This is a genomic window from Advenella kashmirensis W13003, assembly GCF_000506985.1.
GTDB classification, from domain to species: domain Bacteria; phylum Pseudomonadota; class Gammaproteobacteria; order Burkholderiales; family Burkholderiaceae_B; genus Advenella; species Advenella kashmirensis_A.
Genome location: NZ_KI650979.1, coordinates 1,833,582 through 1,850,933, shown reverse-complemented (window position 1 = coordinate 1,850,933; position 17,352 = coordinate 1,833,582). Strand labels below are relative to the sequence as shown.

The 17,352-nt window shown below is 53.3% G+C and carries 18 protein-coding genes; 13 read left to right on the top strand and 5 right to left on the bottom strand.

Going from position 1 to position 17,352, the window contains the following annotated elements:
• Positions 1 to 72: 72 nt before the first annotated feature.
• On the bottom strand, positions 73 to 1,059 hold the full coding sequence (locus W822_RS32495) for a Bug family tripartite tricarboxylate transporter substrate binding protein (RefSeq protein WP_024004784.1): 987 nt from the start codon (positions 1,057 to 1,059) through the stop codon (positions 73 to 75).
• Between the two features lie 226 nt (positions 1,060 to 1,285).
• On the opposite strand from W822_RS32495, the gene W822_RS32490 reads away from it, so the two are divergent.
• From W822_RS32490 to W822_RS32450, 11 genes are all read left to right on the top strand, one after another.
• Complete coding sequence (locus W822_RS32490; protein ID WP_024004783.1) at positions 1,286 to 2,470, top strand: thiolase family protein; 1,185 nt, start codon at positions 1,286 to 1,288, stop codon at positions 2,468 to 2,470.
• A 2-nt stretch (positions 2,471 to 2,472) separates the two neighbouring features.
• Positions 2,473 to 2,883: a Zn-ribbon domain-containing OB-fold protein gene (locus W822_RS32485; RefSeq protein ID WP_024004782.1), complete on the top strand. Its 411-nt coding sequence runs from the start codon at positions 2,473 to 2,475 to the stop codon at positions 2,881 to 2,883.
• 13 nt (positions 2,884 to 2,896) lie between these two features.
• Positions 2,897 to 3,541 (top strand): GntR family transcriptional regulator, encoded by a 645-nt coding sequence (locus tag W822_RS0123450; protein ID WP_024004781.1) that lies wholly within the window; start codon positions 2,897 to 2,899, stop codon positions 3,539 to 3,541.
• A 47-nt stretch (positions 3,542 to 3,588) separates the two neighbouring features.
• A complete protein-coding gene (locus tag W822_RS32480) occupies positions 3,589 to 4,578 on the top strand; it encodes a tripartite tricarboxylate transporter substrate binding protein (protein ID WP_024004780.1) in 990 nt (329 codons plus the stop codon).
• 26 nt (positions 4,579 to 4,604) lie between these two features.
• The gene (locus tag W822_RS0123445; protein ID WP_031242498.1) at positions 4,605 to 5,798 is read left to right on the top strand and encodes a CaiB/BaiF CoA transferase family protein; all 1,194 of its coding nucleotides are present in this window, start codon (positions 4,605 to 4,607) and stop codon (positions 5,796 to 5,798) included.
• A 20-nt stretch (positions 5,799 to 5,818) separates the two neighbouring features.
• Positions 5,819 to 6,598, top strand: coding sequence for an enoyl-CoA hydratase/isomerase family protein (locus tag W822_RS32475; protein WP_024004779.1), 780 nt, complete (start codon positions 5,819 to 5,821; stop codon positions 6,596 to 6,598).
• A gap of 14 nt (positions 6,599 to 6,612) precedes the next feature.
• A complete protein-coding gene (locus W822_RS32470) occupies positions 6,613 to 8,082 on the top strand; it encodes an aldehyde dehydrogenase family protein (RefSeq protein WP_031242496.1) in 1,470 nt (489 codons plus the stop codon).
• Positions 8,083 to 8,346: 264 nt separating this feature from the next.
• Positions 8,347 to 9,576 (top strand): SorT family sulfite dehydrogenase catalytic subunit, encoded by a 1,230-nt coding sequence (locus W822_RS32465; protein ID WP_024004777.1) that lies wholly within the window; start codon positions 8,347 to 8,349, stop codon positions 9,574 to 9,576.
• Between the two features lie 8 nt (positions 9,577 to 9,584).
• Positions 9,585 to 9,917: a SorU family sulfite dehydrogenase c-type cytochrome subunit gene (locus W822_RS32460; RefSeq protein ID WP_024004776.1), complete on the top strand. Its 333-nt coding sequence runs from the start codon at positions 9,585 to 9,587 to the stop codon at positions 9,915 to 9,917.
• 327 nt (positions 9,918 to 10,244) lie between these two features.
• Positions 10,245 to 11,198, top strand: coding sequence for a Bug family tripartite tricarboxylate transporter substrate binding protein (locus W822_RS32455; RefSeq protein WP_024004775.1), 954 nt, complete (start codon positions 10,245 to 10,247; stop codon positions 11,196 to 11,198).
• Between the two features lie 178 nt (positions 11,199 to 11,376).
• Positions 11,377 to 12,039: a hypothetical protein gene (locus W822_RS32450; RefSeq protein WP_024004774.1), complete on the top strand. Its 663-nt coding sequence runs from the start codon at positions 11,377 to 11,379 to the stop codon at positions 12,037 to 12,039.
• A 10-nt stretch (positions 12,040 to 12,049) separates the two neighbouring features.
• Here the strand turns inward: W822_RS32450 and W822_RS32445 are convergent, their stop codons facing one another.
• Positions 12,050 to 12,991, bottom strand: coding sequence for an N-acyl homoserine lactonase family protein (locus W822_RS32445; RefSeq protein WP_024004773.1), 942 nt, complete (start codon positions 12,989 to 12,991; stop codon positions 12,050 to 12,052).
• A gap of 104 nt (positions 12,992 to 13,095) precedes the next feature.
• On the opposite strand from W822_RS32445, the gene W822_RS32440 reads away from it, so the two are divergent.
• Together W822_RS32440 and W822_RS45810 are read left to right on the top strand one after the other, a co-directional pair.
• Positions 13,096 to 13,995 (top strand): LysR family transcriptional regulator, encoded by a 900-nt coding sequence (locus W822_RS32440; RefSeq protein WP_024004772.1) that lies wholly within the window; start codon positions 13,096 to 13,098, stop codon positions 13,993 to 13,995.
• A gap of 18 nt (positions 13,996 to 14,013) precedes the next feature.
• Positions 14,014 to 14,832, top strand: a complete 819-nt coding sequence (locus W822_RS45810) for a metallophosphoesterase (protein WP_024004771.1) — start codon at positions 14,014 to 14,016, stop codon at positions 14,830 to 14,832.
• A gap of 10 nt (positions 14,833 to 14,842) precedes the next feature.
• On the opposite strand, the gene W822_RS32430 is transcribed toward W822_RS45810, so the two are convergent.
• The 3 genes from W822_RS32430 to efeB form a co-directional block, all read right to left on the bottom strand.
• Entirely contained in the window at positions 14,843 to 15,055 is a 213-nt protein-coding gene (locus tag W822_RS32430; RefSeq protein WP_024004770.1) for a hypothetical protein, read from the bottom strand.
• Positions 15,056 to 15,150: 95 nt separating this feature from the next.
• Complete coding sequence (efeO, locus tag W822_RS32425; protein ID WP_024004769.1) at positions 15,151 to 15,975, bottom strand: iron uptake system protein EfeO; 825 nt, start codon at positions 15,973 to 15,975, stop codon at positions 15,151 to 15,153.
• Between the two features lie 43 nt (positions 15,976 to 16,018).
• Positions 16,019 to 17,344 carry an iron uptake transporter deferrochelatase/peroxidase subunit gene (gene efeB, locus W822_RS32420; RefSeq protein ID WP_024004768.1) on the bottom strand — a complete coding sequence of 442 codons (1,326 nt, stop codon included), beginning with the start codon at positions 17,342 to 17,344 and terminating at the stop codon, positions 16,019 to 16,021.
• Positions 17,345 to 17,352 lie beyond the last annotated feature (8 nt).

The window sequence follows — 17,352 nt, the reverse complement described above, 5'->3', positions numbered from 1 at the left end:
ATTGTCGACCTAAAAAATATTTAGACCGATGCATGCCTGGTAGAGGCCCCCTCTCAAAGAGGCCCACCCCTCTCAACCATTGTGCACGTTGGCCTGCTTCACGATTTTGCTCCATTTCTCAAGCTCTTCAGCTGTAAATGCCTCTGCCTGAGCGGGTGTCAGAATCGGACTTTGCAGACCTTCACTCTCGGTGCGGCGTTTGAACTCAGGAGACTGGATGGCGTCGTTGATGCCTTTATTCAATCGTTCGACAATCTCGGGGGGCGTGCCTGCCGCAGCATATATCGCATACCAGACCTCGGCGGCATAATCGGGATATCCAGACTCTGCTACGGTGGGTACGCCAGGCCAGGCTGCCGAGCGCTTTGGCACCGTCAATGCCAGCGCACGCACCTGCCCCCTTTGTACCGCCGGGGCGACGGCACTTGCTGTTGCAAACAACATGTTGATTTGCCCTCCCATCAAATCGTTGAATGCGGCGCCTGCGCCTTTGTAAGGAACATGCGTAAGGGAGATTTCAGCCTGCCGCGAGAGCATTTCAGCAGCAAGATGCACTGCGGTGCCGTTGCCTGATGAACCATAGGTTAATTTCCCTGGCGCGCTTTTGGCGCTCTGAATAAGATCAGCAAAAGATTTCAGTGGGCTGTCGGGTCTGACGATAATGACATTTGGCGCTTTGCCGACCAAAGCGACGGCTGAAAATGCCTTGCCGGTGTCATAAGGCAAATGGGGCATCAACGTGGGATTAATAACATGCGCCGTACTCGCCAACAACAAGGTATAGCCATCTGGCTTGCTGCGGGCGACGGCGTCGCTCCCTATTGTCGAACCGGCTCCCGGTCTATTTTCTATGACAACTGTTGTACCCAGCGTTTCCCCGAGCCTCTCGCCCAGACTCCTTGCAATCGCATCAGTCCCTCCGCCGGGAGTAAACGGTACGATTAATCGAATGGGCCGCTCCGGATACGGACTTTGAGCCAGAGCATGAGACAGCATTCCCATCGCAAAAAACATGGCAAAAATATGCACGGCTTTCTTTGTGAATCGGCCAACATTCATTATTTGTCTCCTGTTGCTGTCGCGCGATTGCGCAGCATTTTTATCATCAAGAAATTCCACTATGCCCGACTGTCGTTAAATGAGTGTTGACGGAAAGGAAAATGTCCGTTCTCTGCTTTTGGCGTACACATAGGCTTGACGTCTTTCTACTAAAAAACATTTTGTTACTATAATATATTTTATAAAATACCTAATGCATGGCATAGTATCGACACGGAGGATGACAATGAGTAATCAAAGTGTAGATACAGATACAACCCCGGCGCGCCGCTCCGCCGCCATCGTCGGCATCGGACACACGGATTGGGTAAACGATTGGGCGCGCGTGCGTAACAATGAAAAACCCAGCGATAGCTACGGATATGCCGCCGGGGCGCTAGCCAATGCATTGGACGATGCAGGAATTGAGAAAACTGAACTGGACGGTCTGATTGTTGGGCCTACGACTGCCTATGAAAGAATGGCTGAAATTCTTGGTATTGATCCCAGATGGGGAGACCAGGCAGATGCGGTGCTATCGGTCGCGCAGGCAGTAACGGCCATAGAATCGGGCTTGGCAGAAACGATTGCCCTGGTCTACGGAAACAATCAACGTTCCGGCCAAATTCAATACGGCGGGCCTCAGGCAATGGGCGGGGATGCATTTCTTTCCTATATTTACCATGCGCCCTGGGGGCTGACCTCTCAGGGAGCGCTCTATGCACTCACATTTCAGGCATATAAACATGCCACCGGATTCGATGAATCGGATCTGGCTCGAGTCGCCGTCGCGCAACGCGAATGGTCGTCCCAAAACCCCAATGCGGTCATGCGCAAGCGAATAACAATCGAAGATTATCTTGAAGCACCGTATATCTGCGAACCACTGCGCCTGTATGACTATTGCATGATCAATGATGGCGGAGTGGCGCTCATAGTAACAACTGCAGACAAAGCCAAGACAATGAAGCAAAAGCCCGTATATATCGACGGCCTGGGCCGCCGGGATTTAAACAGCAACGCGACCAGTCTGGAGCCCAGACTGACCGAGTTCTATCACCCTGCTCAGGAAGATTGCGCCAGACAGGCCTTCGCCATGGCGAGCATCGGACCCGAAGACGTAGACATCCTGCAGGTCTACGACAGTTTTTCGGTGCATATCCCACTGGCCCTGGAAGGGTATGGCTATTGCAGGAAAGGTGAAGCCGCAAAGTTTCTCGCTGAGAGCGGTATGGGCCCAGGCGGTAAGCTTCCCATCAATACGAGCGGTGGACATTTGTCGGAAAGCTATATGCAAGGATGGGCTCACCAGATTGAATCGGTACGGCAGCTGCGGGGTGAATGCGGTGATCGTCAAGTCAATAATTGCAATCGGGTTCATTACACGTCAGACGTCGCCGGCAAGGCGGTCTCCATTATTTACGGGAAATGATTATGACGAATGTTATTGCACAAACACCCCCCCCCGTTATGGGGCTATACGATGAGCCGCTATGGGAAAGCATTCGAGATGGCAACATGAAATTACAGCGCAGTCGGACCTCGGGAAAGTATCTGTACCCACCCACCCCCGTATGCGATCAGACATTGTCTGACGACCTCGACTGGGTGCCCGTCTCGGGAAAAGGAGAAATTCTGTCCTGGGTCATCTTCCACCGCCAGTACCTAGAAGCGTACCCGGCGCCGCACAATGTAATTGCCGTTCGTTTGGAAGAAGGTCCAGTTATAATCTCGAATTTGCAAGGCCGACAACCTGAAGCATCCTGGATTGGTCGTAAAGTCAGACTGGTCTACGCAACGATGCCGGACGGATTCGTGCTCCCTCGATTCGAGCTTTCCGACTAGGATTTCAATTTTTATGGACTACTCCCGCCCAATTCTGACCAAGCAAGATCAGGTTATCGAACAAATACGCGAACAGATCATTGCGGGCGAATACCAGCGGGGGGAACGCCTCAGGCAGCAGGATATTGCAGAAAGACTTGGCGTATCGATTACGCCGGTGCGTGAAGCGTTGAAAGCGCTTGAAATGGAAGGGTATGTGAAGGTATACCCGAACAAGGGGATCTACATTCCCGAGCAATCACGTACTGACGTACTGGAAATTTATGAACTGCGATTGATGCTTGAGACATTTCTTGTGGAACGAGCCATGGATAACATTCAGGATACCGACCTGCTGGAATTGACGTCTTTGCATAAGCAATATGTCAAAGCGCTTGAGGCCCGGGATTATATAGCGATCCGCACAGCCAACGTCAAGTTTCATTTCAGACTGTACGAGCTCGGAAACAGCCCGCAAACCTTGCAGTTTGTACGCGTGCTGTGGGCCAAAACGCCATTTAACTTTCAGGACCTTGGCGAACCCGCCCGTTTCCATCAAATCCATGATGAACACAGCGAAATCCTGGAAAAAATACTGAATCATGATACTCCAGGTGTGATCGAAAGCTTCAGACAGCACCTGATAGCGGGCCGAAGACGGCTCTATGAAACTCCCTGACTATCATCAGGTAACCCCTTAGCCTAAAAACCAAACAGGAGACAAAAATGATCGGGAATCATTCTCGAGTGGGACTGTTGCGCGCTGCATTTGTAATAACCACTTTTCTTACACCACTTACCCCTTCCTTTGCGCAGGACAGCGCCCCCGTAAGATTTGTTGTGCCGTTCACGCCGGGTGGGGGAAACGACATTCTCGCGCGTACGCTAGCTCCCCATCTGGCAGAAAAACTTCATCGTAATGTGATTGTTGATAACAAACCAGGTGCCGGCGGCAATATCGGTACGGCATTCGTCGCCAATGCGAAGCCGGACGGAAACACCATACTGATTGCAGGTAGCCAGATCACCACGCAACCCGCATTGGGAATGAAAACGTCATTCGACATTCAGAAAGACCTGGCACCTGTCGGCATGATTGCCGAAGTTCCGATGATCTTTGTCGTGAATCCGAAAATGCCTTACAAAACAATGGAAGAATTCATTCAATACGCAAGAGAACATCCAAACGAAATCAACTATAGCAGTCCGGGTATTGGCGTGCCCCAGCACCTGGCAGGAGAATTGTTGGCAGGTCTGGCCAAAATTGATATCACGCATGTCCCCTACCAAGGTACAGGCCCATCGGTAGCCGACGTCATCGGGGGGCAGATCCAGTCGACTTTCGGCTCCATGGGGTCCGTCCTTCCTCAAATCCAGAACGGTACTCTGCGCGCCCTGGGCACGGCGAGAAGCAAACGGACTTCGGTACTGCCAGACGTCCCCGCCTTCAGCGAAGTCAAAGAAGGGAATATGAATCAATACAACGCATCTCTGTGGTTTAGCGTCATGGCACCGGCCGGCACGCCAAGAGACAAAATTAACTCGCTGAACGCCGCGATCAATGATGCCCTGGATACGCCAGACGTAAAGAAAAAACTGTCGGAACAAGGGTTTGAAATCAGCAAAAGCACGCCAGAAGAACTCGGAAAAATTGTCGACAGCGATCTTGCCTTATGGAAGAAAGTCGCTGAAGACAATCATTTGTCCTCCCAGTAATAAGTCAATTGAATGGAAATGCATGTATGTTTAGGAAGATTCTTGAAGGCGTCAAAGTACTTGACTTTACTCACGTAGGAGCCGGACCCATGTGCACCATGCTGCTGGGAGACATGGGAGCAGAAATCATTAAAGTAGAACCCCCGGGCGGAGAACTTGGACGCAAACTGGGGCCAGGCTGGATCGGAGACGACTGCACTGCTTATTACGGATTCAATCGCAACAAGCAGTCCATTGTGATTGACCTGAAACAAGAAGAGGGACGCGATCTGGCCAGACAACTGTCCACGAAGGCAGATATCGTGGTTGAGAGCCTGAGACCCGGCGTGATGGATCGATTGGAACTGGGCTACGAACGACTGGCCGAAACCCGGCCGGATTTGATTTATTGTTCCGTCTCAGCCTATGGACAATCTGGTCCCTATTCCGAGCGCCCGGGCGTAGACGGGATTCTGCAAGCGGACACGGGCCTCATGAGCCTGATAGGCCATCCGGATGTACAGGAGCCATGCAAAGTGCAGGCACCAATCGTCGATGTGACAACCGGTTATGTCGCCTGCATGAGCATTCTGGCCAAACTGCTGGAAAAACAAAAAAATGGAGCAGGCGGACACATAGACATCAGCCTGATGAACGCCGCTCTGGTGCTGCAACAGACGACGCTGACAAATTTTTTCCATGAGCAAAGCCTGCCGCAGCCCCTCGGCAGCGCAGCGCCCTACTCGGCCCCCAACGAATCATTCCAGACGCAAGATGGCTGGATCATGGTCGCCGCCTACAACGGCGACCGCTGGGCTCGCTTGTGTGATGCGTTGGACATTGCCGAACTTGCACATGACGAAAGGCTGGCCAGCTCGTCGTCGAGAGTGGAAAACCGACAATTCATGAGACAAATTCTGAATGACGCCTTCCTCAAGAAAGAAAGCGCGTACTGGATGGAGCGATTGCGCAGTGCCGACATCCTCTGCGCAAAGGTCGCGCAATATGCGGATGTCGAAACCCACCCGCAAGCCCTTCACAACAATATCTATACCAGTTTCGACCATCCGGATTTCGGCCACATCAAAACAGTCGGTTTTCCGGTAAACAGCATGTTATCGAATGCAGAACCACATGATATGCCGCCATTCTGCGGACAACACTCAAGAGAAATCCTTGAAAAAAGCGGATTTTCTGCCGAGGAAATTGAAACTTATTACGCAACGAACATTGTCAAATAGTCCGATATCAAGGAGAAACAATGAGCTTACTTTATCAAGTCAAGAATGCAATTGCCATTATCACATTAAATCGTCCGGAGGCCATGAATGCAATCGACCCCGAGACCTTGTTGCAGTTACACGATTGCTGGAAAAAAATCAGCCAGGACCCGGCCTTGCGTTGCGTGATTCTGACCGCATCAGGAGCACGGGCCTTTTGCACGGGATCCGACCTGAAAAAAACCATGCCCCCAAAAGAAGGCATTGCGCAGTTGACATTTGGCGCCGAAACAACCCCGCACTTGCTCGATGGAATGGACCAGGTAAGAATCCCCATCGTGTGTGCCATCAACGGTTTTGCCATCGGTGGAGGGCTTGAATTGGCATTGGCATGTGATCTTCGCATTGCCAGTAAAAACGCAAAATTCGGCCTGCCTGAAGTGTGTATCGGCAGTATTCCGGGAGGGGCCGGGACACAGCGTCTGCCAAGAATGATCGGCTTAGCCAACGCCATGCATATGCTCCTGACCGGCTCCATCGTAGACGCTTGCGAGGCTCATCGTATCGGGCTTATCAGTCATCTCGTAGAGCAAAACGATTTGATGTCTGAGGCACAGGCCATTGCGGAGCGCATTGCTGCAAATGCGCCGCTTTCGGTACGTGCAATTAAAAAACTGGTGGAAGATGGAATGGATATGCCGTTGAATCACGCAGTGAAGCACGAAGCTTTTGTATTTGGCATTCTTCGAGACAGTCATGACAGGATCGAAGGACGCAAAGCCTTTCAGGAAAAACGCAAGCCGGCCTTCGAGGGGCGATAAATCAGGAGAGAGTCATGAATAAATTATTGGAACGCTTCGGTATTGCAAAACAGCATATTTTCATCAAGAACGAATGGATATACGCAAGCGGCAACACCATTGCAGTGAGCAATCCGGTCAATGGCAAAGAAATTGGTCAAATCAATGAAACCTCAGTATCCCAGACAGATTCGGCGGTCTCTGCGGCTCTAACTGCATTTCCGGCATGGTCTGCAACGCCTGCTCCCGAACGCGCACGCTATCTATATGCCTTTGCCGACCTCATTGATGCAAACCTTGAGGATCTTGCCCTGCTTCTCACGCAAGAACAGGGGAAACCACTACTCGAAGCACGGGCAGAAGTATCTTTTTCCAGCGCGTTTCTGCGCCACGCGGCCGAAGCAGCTCGTCGCCTGGAAGGAGAAATACTGCCTGGCGACGCCAGGGATGAACACATTATGATTCATCGTGTTCCTTATGGAGTTGTCGCAGGAATCACAGCCTGGAATTTCCCCGTAGCGTTGTTTACCAGAAAGGTGGGCCCCGCATTAGTCACCGGAAATACAATTGTCATCAAGCCGCATGAACTGACCCCTCTGACCGCGCTCGTCCTTGCGGAACTTGCCCGCAAAGCTGGCCTCCCGGCCGGAGTCCTGAACGTTGTCACCGGAGCAGGCCGCACAGTTGGCGAGCATCTGGTGAAACACCCGGACGTCAGCCTGATTTCCATGACAGGAAGCGTGAGGGCGGGTCGCGAAATTTACGCGGCCGCCAGCCATGATATAAAAACCATTCGTCTGGAACTGGGTGGAAAAGCCCCTTTTATCGTATTGGCGGATGCAGATCTGGACAAGGCCGTGCAGGCCGCAATTCAAGCGAAATTTGTCAATGGCGGTCAGGTGTGTACCGCAAACGATCGTATGTATATAGAAGAGGCAATTTATGACAAATTTGTAGCAAAGTTTACCGAGGCAGTTCGCAATTTGAGGACTGGTGATCCCCTGGAACAAGTGGATTTGGGACCCAGAGCCAGCCAGCCTGAGGTCAGCAAGCTGCATGCAATATTGGAGCGTGCATGTCGCTCGGGGGCGAAGGTATTACTGAACTTAAACGACAGTTCCGGGCCTGACCCCGCACACACCAATGGAAACTGGTTTTATCCGGCAGTGTTGGAAGTCACATCGAACGATCTGGAAATCATGCAGGAAGAAACCTTCGGGCCCATTGCACCCATCATGAAAGTATCTTCCCTGACCGAGGCGATCACCTATGCAAACCAAAGCAAATATGGTTTGTCCGCCTACGTGTTTACGCAGAACAACCGAAACATTATGCGGTGTGTTGCAGAGCTGCAGTTTGGCGAAATATTTATAAACCGCGGCGCTGGAGAAAGCGTACATGCCTTTCATGCAGGCTACAAGCTCAGCGGCATCGGGGGAGAAGACGGCAAACACGGGATCGAAGGATACCTCAGAAAAAAAACGCTCTATAACAATTTTTCATAAACAGGCCTTTGGATACCACAGCGGCATATTGTATGTCATTTGAAAATTGGTATAGCGACGACATGCCGCTGGTTTTAAGATCCATGCAAGTTTCACTGCCGATCATAATTCCGATAAGGAGGCGAAATAATCGCGCGATGCTCCTCCCATCTGCAGTTCCTCCATAACCTTACATTTAGCTGATATTTATTTCATTTGTGCTATTATCTTTTAAGAAAGCATAAACATATAACTCATAGATATAAAAACATCAGGAGGATGACAATGGAAAAACTGACTAATGCAGGCCGCCGTCAAATGCTGATATCAGCGGGTAGTATTGCTGCAATGGCGGGGCTGTCCGGTGTAGCCCGCGCCGATCTCGGCACCGCAGACGCCGGTGCCGCCAAGAGCTCAACCGCCAAACCCTTGCCCGGCTACGCCAACTGGAAAGATGCCGACAGCATGATCGTCCATAGCGCGAACACGATAGAAACCCGGCGTACTGCCTTTGGAAACAGTGTTATCACGCCAACAGATCGCCTGTTCGTCCGCAACAACGTGGCACCTCCGACCGACGCCAGCATGATGAAAGAGCCCGACAGCTGGACGCTTGAAGTCAGCGGCGTTGCCAAGCCACGCAGTTTCACCGTAGCCGAGCTAAAAACCCTGGGCCTGGCGGCCGTACCCATGGTTCTGCAGTGTTCAGGCAACGGCCGGGCCTGGTTTCCACACAAGCCCAGCGGCACCCAATGGACCGTAGGCGCCGCCGGTTGTGTCATTTTTACCGGTGTTCCTGTCAAGGCACTGCTGGAAGCGGTGGGAGGCATGGCGGACGGCATGGTCTACATGACCAGTACAGGTGGCGAACCCATTCCGCAAGGCCTGGATCCCAACCTTATCCGCGTCGAACGCTCGGTGCCGATTTCCGCTGTCGAAGATGCCATTCTGGCGTGGGAACTGAACGGCCAGTCCCTGCCGCTGGCGCATGGCGGACCGTTGCGCATCATCGTGCCTGGCTATACCGGCGTGAACTCGATCAAGTACATCAAGCACTTGGCATTCACCAAAGAGCAGTCGCCAGCCAAAATACAGCAAACCAGCTATCGATGGACGCCGGTAGGCGAGAAGCCCAGTCCCAGCCAGGATTCCATTTGGGAATTACCGGTCAAGTCCTGGATCAACTTCCCGTCCGACCCGGATCAAACCGTTACGGCCGGGCGTGTACAGATCAGTGGTATTGCCATGGGCGGGATGAGCGCAGCCAAGTCGATTGAAGTTTCCGTCGACGGTGGTAAAGAATGGCAAAAGGCCGAGTTCGTCGGACCTGATCTGGGCAAGTACGCTTGGCGTGAATTCGTCTTTAGCGCCGACCTGGCTGCTGGCACGCACGAACTTGCCTGCCGCGCCACCAATGAAGCTGGAGATAGCCAGCCCGAAGCACGCCGTGAAAATAATCGCGGTTATATCAACAATAGCTGGCGCGACCACATGGTGTCAGTCAAAGTCGCCTGAGGAAAAAAATGAAGCACGTTGTATCGTCGGCTGCAGCGGCAGTCTTATGGGTGGGCGTGGCAGGCGCCAGTTTTGCAGCCGATCCCCAGTTGGAAAAGGGGAAAGCCCTGTTCATATCGGAGGCAGCTCCTGCCTGTGCCGTGTGCCATACTCTGAAAGATTCGGGCTCAACCGGAACCATCGGCCCTGACCTGGATGAACTGAAACCCGATGCGGCACGGATCAAAAAAGTATTGCAGGAAGGCATGGGGGCCATGCCCTCCTTTGCCGACTCCCTGGATGAGGCATCCATCGATGCTATTGCGGCCTATGTTGTCCATGCAACGGGCGGTGAGAAATAGATAAGCCAGGATGGAAGCCAGCCCGCGTTAATGATCGGTTTTACTCTGTTTGTCTGCCGAGATCACCTTCATGGCGATCCCATTGACGGAGCTTGTGAAAAACGCCGCAAAACCAACAGACCGTATTCTCTCAGGCCATCGGTCATTATCTTCCGGCGGGCACACGTGCTACGCGACCCGCCGGGAGGTCGCAATGTCGACACCGAACGGCGTATCCTTCATTTTCTGCAGTTCAGATATTCAGTTTCTTACATTGTGAAGCTTAGAGTGTCCACGTATGATTGAGTGCTAATTTGGACATAATAGAACACAGTGAAGAGACAAGTAATGAAATTCAGCCATATGATATTCGGCATATCGTGCATGATGACTGCGGTCGCCGTTAACGCCCAGGCCGCCGACTATCCCGAAAGATCCATATCCCTTTCCGTTCCTTACGGCAGCGGCGGCTCCACAGACGGTATTGCGCGACAATTTGCCAGGCTTCTGGAAGCCGAACTAGGCCAGCCTGTCGTCATTCTCAATCAGCCAGGTGCAACGGGCACATTGCAACTGGGCAATCTGGCCCGAGCCAGGCCCGACGGCTATACCATCGGCTTTTATTCGTACAGCACCGCAACATTCACTTCGCAGCTATTGAAGGTCCCGTACAAGAGAGACGATTTCGAACTGCTGGGTGGTGTCGCTGAATTCAGCTATGGCATGGTTGTCAGACCCGAATCCCCTATTAACAATATCAAGGATCTGGTCAGCAAAGCCAAGTCTGAGTCTGGCGTGTTCTTTGGTGTCACGGGCGCGCCGAACAACTTCCCTTTTTTGCAGCTGCAGAAAGTGACGGGCGGCCGGTTTGATCAGATCACCTACAAATCATCGGCAGAATCAATCAATGCCGTTATCGGCGGATTCGTCGATGTCGCTCTTCAGGGACCCTCTGAATATGTTGAACTTGTAAAAGGAGGCAAACTCAAAGTCATTGCCTCCGCGAGCAATTATCGGCTGCCGTGGTTTCCTGATACGCCAACCATCAAAGAACAGGGATATGATTTCGGCATCACCGGCATCATTGGTATTGCAGCACCAAAAGGAATTCCCGAGAACGTGAAAACCCGGCTGCAGGCAGCGATCCACAAGGTTGTCTCTAGCGGGGAATACGGACAATTCCTGGTGAGCAGATTCGGTATCAAAAGCTATCCTGCCAGTGCGGCGGATTTCTCAACCTATATCGACAACGGCTTTTCAATTATGAAAAACATGATCAAAACCTACGATATCAAGGGTTGATAAATGATCGCCCTGCCCTGGCGAATGCCGGGCCTGGGCTTCCCTTCGCGTTTAAGAATACGATCCGAATGCAGGTCGGATGCCGGATTGGACAGAGTTGATATAATATCCCGCAGGATGGTTCAGTCCATTGACGCGGATGCTGGCCTATCGTTCACTGTACGTTTCGAAGGTGAGTATGCGCTATATCGATTTCAACTCATGGCACGGCATCCTGACAACGATTGTGGGACTGGCCGTCTTCACCCTGCTTGGTGTGGGGCTGCGCATGCTGATGATGCAAACCATCCAGCAGCGCCGCGAACGCATGAACCGCCAGATCAATGAACGGCTCAGAACCCTGATCGCAGCATATAAAGTACTGGGTGGCTCCTTTACCGGCCGGCTCACGGTCTCGCCCGCGCATCTTCGCGACTTTCGGGCGACGGAACAGGAAGACGCATCAGATCAGTCCCAAATGGGCAATTCTGAGCGTTCCCGCCGCGTCCGCGATGCGGTGGAAGCAGCACTATCGGACATTATCCTGTTAGGCACCGAGGAGCACGTTCGTCTGGCCAGCCAGGCCGCTGTCGACATGGTCGCCGGTCGCCCGATTCATACCGCAGAATTGGTAGTGTCGTTGCGCAATTTTATTCGTACCGCCCTCGATCTGGGCGTCATTCCCAGCGAGGTTGACATCCCCCTTCAAGGGCCGACGCGGGTGCAAGGCGGCGGGAATCGGGGCAGGAACGAAGGCAATAAAGGCAGCGGTGGCGGTGGCGGAGGAAACATGGGCGGCGGAGCCGGCATGGGAATGGGTATGGGATTGAGCCCCAGCCACAAGGACCCCGAGCAGAAATAATGCGCCGTTTTTACCTGCCCATATTGAGCGGCGCGAAATCTTCCGGCGCGTGACCAATCACGATACGAGCGCCGGTCTTGCGTGCCAGATCCCGTAACAGCTGCATGGAAGCAATCGTCTGGCTACGGCTGGTGTTAAAACGCGGCACGCGATTATGCAGGAAATTGACACGGGAATGCCATACATCGCCGGCCAGAATCAACGGTTGCTCCCCTGAAGGCCTGACAAACAGGGATTGGTGTCCCGGAGTATGCCCTGGCGTCTGCAGGATGCGCACAGTACCGTCGCCGAACACGTCATAGTCATCCTTCACCCATTGAATCTTTGCTTTTGTCGATTCCGCGAGCAATGCCGGAGGCGCCCCGTCATGTCCTTCTTCGCGCACCGTCCACTGATGTTCCTTGGGGTTCAGCAGCCATATTGCACCTGTCATCAAGTTGGCGTTACCGATATGATCAATGTGTTCGTGGGAAAAGGCCAGATAGCGGATTTTCCCGGGACGGGTTCCCAGCCAGGCAAGCTGACTGCGCAAGGTGACCGGCATGTACGCCACGTTTCCCGGCATCAGTTCGACCCCCTTGGGACCCGTAAATTGATCGCCTATCCCGGTATCCCACAACAAGTCTCCTTTGGGATGACGAATCAGATAACACGACACGACCAATTGCGCTGACACCCCTTTGTAAGAGCCGTCATCGGCAAACATATCCATGTCTTTGATCCGGATTCGGCCGCAATCCAGCGGATAGACCCGCAACGATGGATTCTCTTTCGCCGCCATGGCCGAAAACGATGTTTCAAGGTTCTGCAAAGGCATGGCTTTCCCGGACTGCGGTGAAGAGTGCAACTGCGTCTTCGCGGGCGAGGCGGTACCGGCCACGGCTTCAGACAACGGGAACACGCTCCCCAACACGACGACGGCCACGGCCATGACAAATTCGATTCGGTTCATTTGCTGCTCCCTGTTAGTTGGGCTTGATGACACGCATTATAGGGAGGGAGACGCGTTAAGATAAATGGGGGTACAATAATTTCATTCATTAATGTGAGTGTCGAATGAACCGCTTTGACTCGCTTGCCGTATTCACGCGTGTGGTGGAACTGGGCAGCTTCGCAGCGGCCGCACGCGATCTGGACATTTCACCTGCCATGGTCGGCAATCATGTCCGTGCACTTGAATCCTGGTTCGGCGCACCGCTGCTGTTGCGCACCACACGCCAGCAGACACTGACCGACCTGGGACACGAGGTGACCAAGCGTTCTGCCGATGTGCTCGATAGCATGCTGGCATTGGATAATCTTGCCAGCCGCAAGAGTCAGCTAAGCGGCGTATTGCATATCTCCGCACCGTTGGGCATCGGCCGGCACCATATCGCGCCGGCTCTCAGGAAATTTGCCGCTCTGCATGAAAACCTGCAGGTCGATCTGCAGCTCTCGGACAAACTGGAAGACATGGTCAGGGGCGGATACGACCTGGCGGTGCGCAGCGGACCCTTGCTGGGCAACGAAGCCAGCCTGATTGCGCGCCTGCTGGTCCGCCAAAAACTGTTCCTGGTGGCGTCACCCGGCTATCTGAGCCGCAACGGTGCGCCAAAGACAATTGACGATATCCGATTTCATAAAACGGTGCGATACAGTCGCCATGGCCGCCCCCGCAGCTGGTATCTGAATTACGGCGGAGAAACCATCAAACTGGATCCGCCGACTGCTTTTATGGTCGATAGCGTCGAGACACTCTGCGATGCCGTCTGCGACGACGTCGGCATCGGCTGGCTGCCCGAATGGCTTGTCAACCGCTATGTGCAGGACGGCAGGTTGCAACGTGTGCTGCCAAGGGTTCCACCGTATATTGTAGAAACATTCCTGATCTGGCCTGCCTCCAAAACGATTCCGCTCAAGGTCAAAATGGCAGGCGATTATTTGATGACTGAAATCGAACGCACGATGCGGTTCTAGCGGACCGCGACCACCGACATGAAAATCCGCATTCTTTCTGACATTCATATCGAATTCTTTCCCTTCGATATCCCTCGCCTGCCCGACGATCTGGAGACAGTCCTGGTGCTGGCAGGCGATATCGGCGTAGTTGCCGACCAGAAGCCGCTGCAGTCTTTTTTGCAGCTCGCTGCGACTCAATTCAAGGCCGTCGTCATGGTCTTTGGCAACCACGAATACTACCGGTCCGTCTGGCCGGATGCGCTGCATGATTTGAGACGCTGGACCTTGCCGGATAATTTTCATGTTCTGGAAAAAAGCAGCATCGAAATCGACGATGTTGTTTTTCTTGGTGCGACACTGTGGTCTGATTTCGAGAACGAAAACCCGCTTTCGATGATGCACTGCCAGCGCTATATCAATGACTTCAGAATGATTGGCACGCATGCGAAGGCGGGACCATATCGCCCATTTTCAGATACGGACTGTTTTTCCCCTAAGGACGCTCTGGAAGAACACCGTGCATCCTGCCGGTGGATGGCCGACTGCATGGCAGAAATAGGCGCCGCAGGCAGGAAAATGGTGATCGTCACCCACCACGGTGTTGCGCCCCATTCCGTCAACCAGAAATTTATTGGCAGTCCCACAAATGGCGCGTTCGTGAGCGATCTATCCGAGCTGCTTATGGCGGGGCGACCCCGGCTGGTCATTCACGGACACGTTCACGACTCGGTCGACTACACGCTGGGGGATTCCGGGCATCCGATCCGGGTCATCGCAAACCCTCGTGGTTATACGAAAAAGAAAAATACGCAGGAGAACAAATGCTTCGATCCGATGCTGGCGATTGAAGTTTGAACATTCATGTTCACCGCTCTTCCTCTTGACGCGGAATGCGGTGAATCAGCGCTCCCTTTTCCGCACTTTTATAACGTTTCTCAACGTAAACATGGATTATTTCCGAAAGCACTGCCTGCATGGTTTCAAGCGGGCGATTTTCTGCATCAGGCTTGCACATGGCCAGCGCAAAGTGAATTACGGGCGCATCGTGCAGCCTCTGAATGCGCACAGGATAATTCAAATGAATTCCTGGCTCTGTCCCTCGCCCAGCCAATCGTCAGCATTATTCTTCAAAAAAATAATGCTGACGTCACAATCTTTATAGTCACAAGAGAATCAATTCAAACCCATCATACCGCGCAACTGAGACAAATCCTCAGCCAATACATTGACCCGGCCGGCCAGCAGCTTGCGATCATTCTCGCTCAGCTTGGAGTACTCTTCGAACGCCTTATCCGATTTTTTGTATTTGCTCAGGGTATCAAAAACGACTTTAAAGTTGCCATCGGCCTTTTTATAAAAAGCTTTGTCTTCCTTTTCGATAAGCGGCTTCAACAATTGTACGATCTTGTACGCGCCTTCGAAGTTGGCCTGAAAATCGTACAAGTCGGTATGGCTGTAGCGATCTTCTTCCCCGGAAATTTTAGTCGCTGCCACTTCCTCCATGAGGACGGCTGCGCCCCCAACCACTTTCTCAGGTGGGAAGGTCAGTCCGGTCAGGCGTTTTTCCAATTCCTGAACATCCTTCAGAAGCTTGTCTGCAACCGCACCCACTTCCTTGGTATCTTTCTGCTCCCACAATGCGTATTCGATACGGTGAAATCCGGTGAAACCAGGGTCCTTTTCCGCTTTTTCGTGGTCGTCAGCGCGTGAGTCAATTGACGCATCCAGGTCGCTGAACAGTTCTGCTACGGGTTCGATGCGTTCGTAGCTCATGCGCGTGGTGGCAAACAGATTTTTGGCTTTGTCCACGTCGCCGGCCTTGACGGCATCTGTGAAAGCCTGCGTATCTTTTACCAGCGTCTGCACATTTTCGATCACGTAAATCTTGTAATCGGAAATAGGGGCGACCAGGTCCAGCGGTGATACGGCAGCCGACGCGCTGCCGCAAAAAAGGCTGATGGCCGAAAGCGTGGCAAGTAAGGTATGGGATGTCTTCATGGCGATCATACGTCCTTATATGGGTTATTGCTCCGAAGGAGCGTTAAGAAACACGACTTTTTTCCAAAAGCGCCCGGCCGAGCCAGTCTTGCTCGTCCCGGACGCCCGGCAGGGTGAAGAAATAGCCTCCACCTACCGGTTTGATATATTCCTCCAGTGGTTCGCCATCCAGACGCTTTTGCACAGTAATGAACCCTTTTTGCAAATCTGCCTGGTAGCAGATGAACAGCAACCCCATGTCCAGCTGGCCTGATTTGGTCACGCCGTTGGAATAGTTGAAGGGGCGACGCAGGATCAGATTGGCCTGCGATTCGGCTGTACGGGGGTTGGCGCGCCGGATATGGGAATCAAACGAAGTGAGCTGCCCCTTGGGGTCTTTTTCGTAATTGGGCACGTCGAATTCAGAGCTACCCCCATCAAGAGGGGCGCCTGTGGCTTTGACCCGCCCAAAAATAACTTCCTGCTCCTGCAAGGGAGTACGGTCCCAGCGCTCAACGAAGTTGCGAATGATCCGCACCACTTGATAGCTGCCACCGATCGCCCAGCCGGGCTCCCCACTGTCGGCCTGGACCCAGACGATTTTGTCCATCTGCTCTGCATCGCTGGAATTAGGATTGGCCGACCCATCGTGGAATCCCAGGTAATTGCGTGCTGTGCCGGGCCTTTTGCCTGCGACCGGCTTGACCGGCGGCACGATGCCCTCCTGCTTCCAGTTCACCAGAAGAAACCCGGGCATGGTTTTGATGATATCGCGCAATGCGTACAGAATGACGTCGCCCGTATTGGCACAGAACTGTATGGACAAATCTCCGTGGCACAGGGAGGCGTCAAGTGCGTCATTGGGGAAACCGGTCATCGCCTGCAGGTGCCGGGGTTTGTGCGCTGCCAGGCCAAACCGCTCGTCAAAGAGCGATGCGCCGACCGAAACCGTGATGGTCAGGCCTGCCGGGCGCACGACGGGCCCAAGAATACCGGAGTCAGCCGGCGGCAGTTTCGGGTCCAGCGCAGGCGGCGTGCCACCCTGTGTCAAAAAGGCAATGCGCTGGGTGAGCGTGCGAAACATCTGTTCCAGTTCGTCCCGGTTCTGGGCGAGCACGCCGAAAGAGACGACCATACCGGCCACCGGATGCGGGGTAACCACACCCGCCTGATGCTGGCCCAGGTACGGAACCCGGTCTTCTGTGTGTGTAATCTGCGGCGCATCGGCCGCCTGCGCGTTGTCTGAACGAGCGGCCGTCTGGGCGTTGGCGATCGACAGGCCGGTCAGAGCAGCCCCGGCCGCGCCAAGTCCGCCCAACACGCGGCGACGCGCGCGAGATGTCGGTTCGGTTTCATTGACATTGTGGGTAAGGTGATTTTTTGTTGCCATGACAGTAT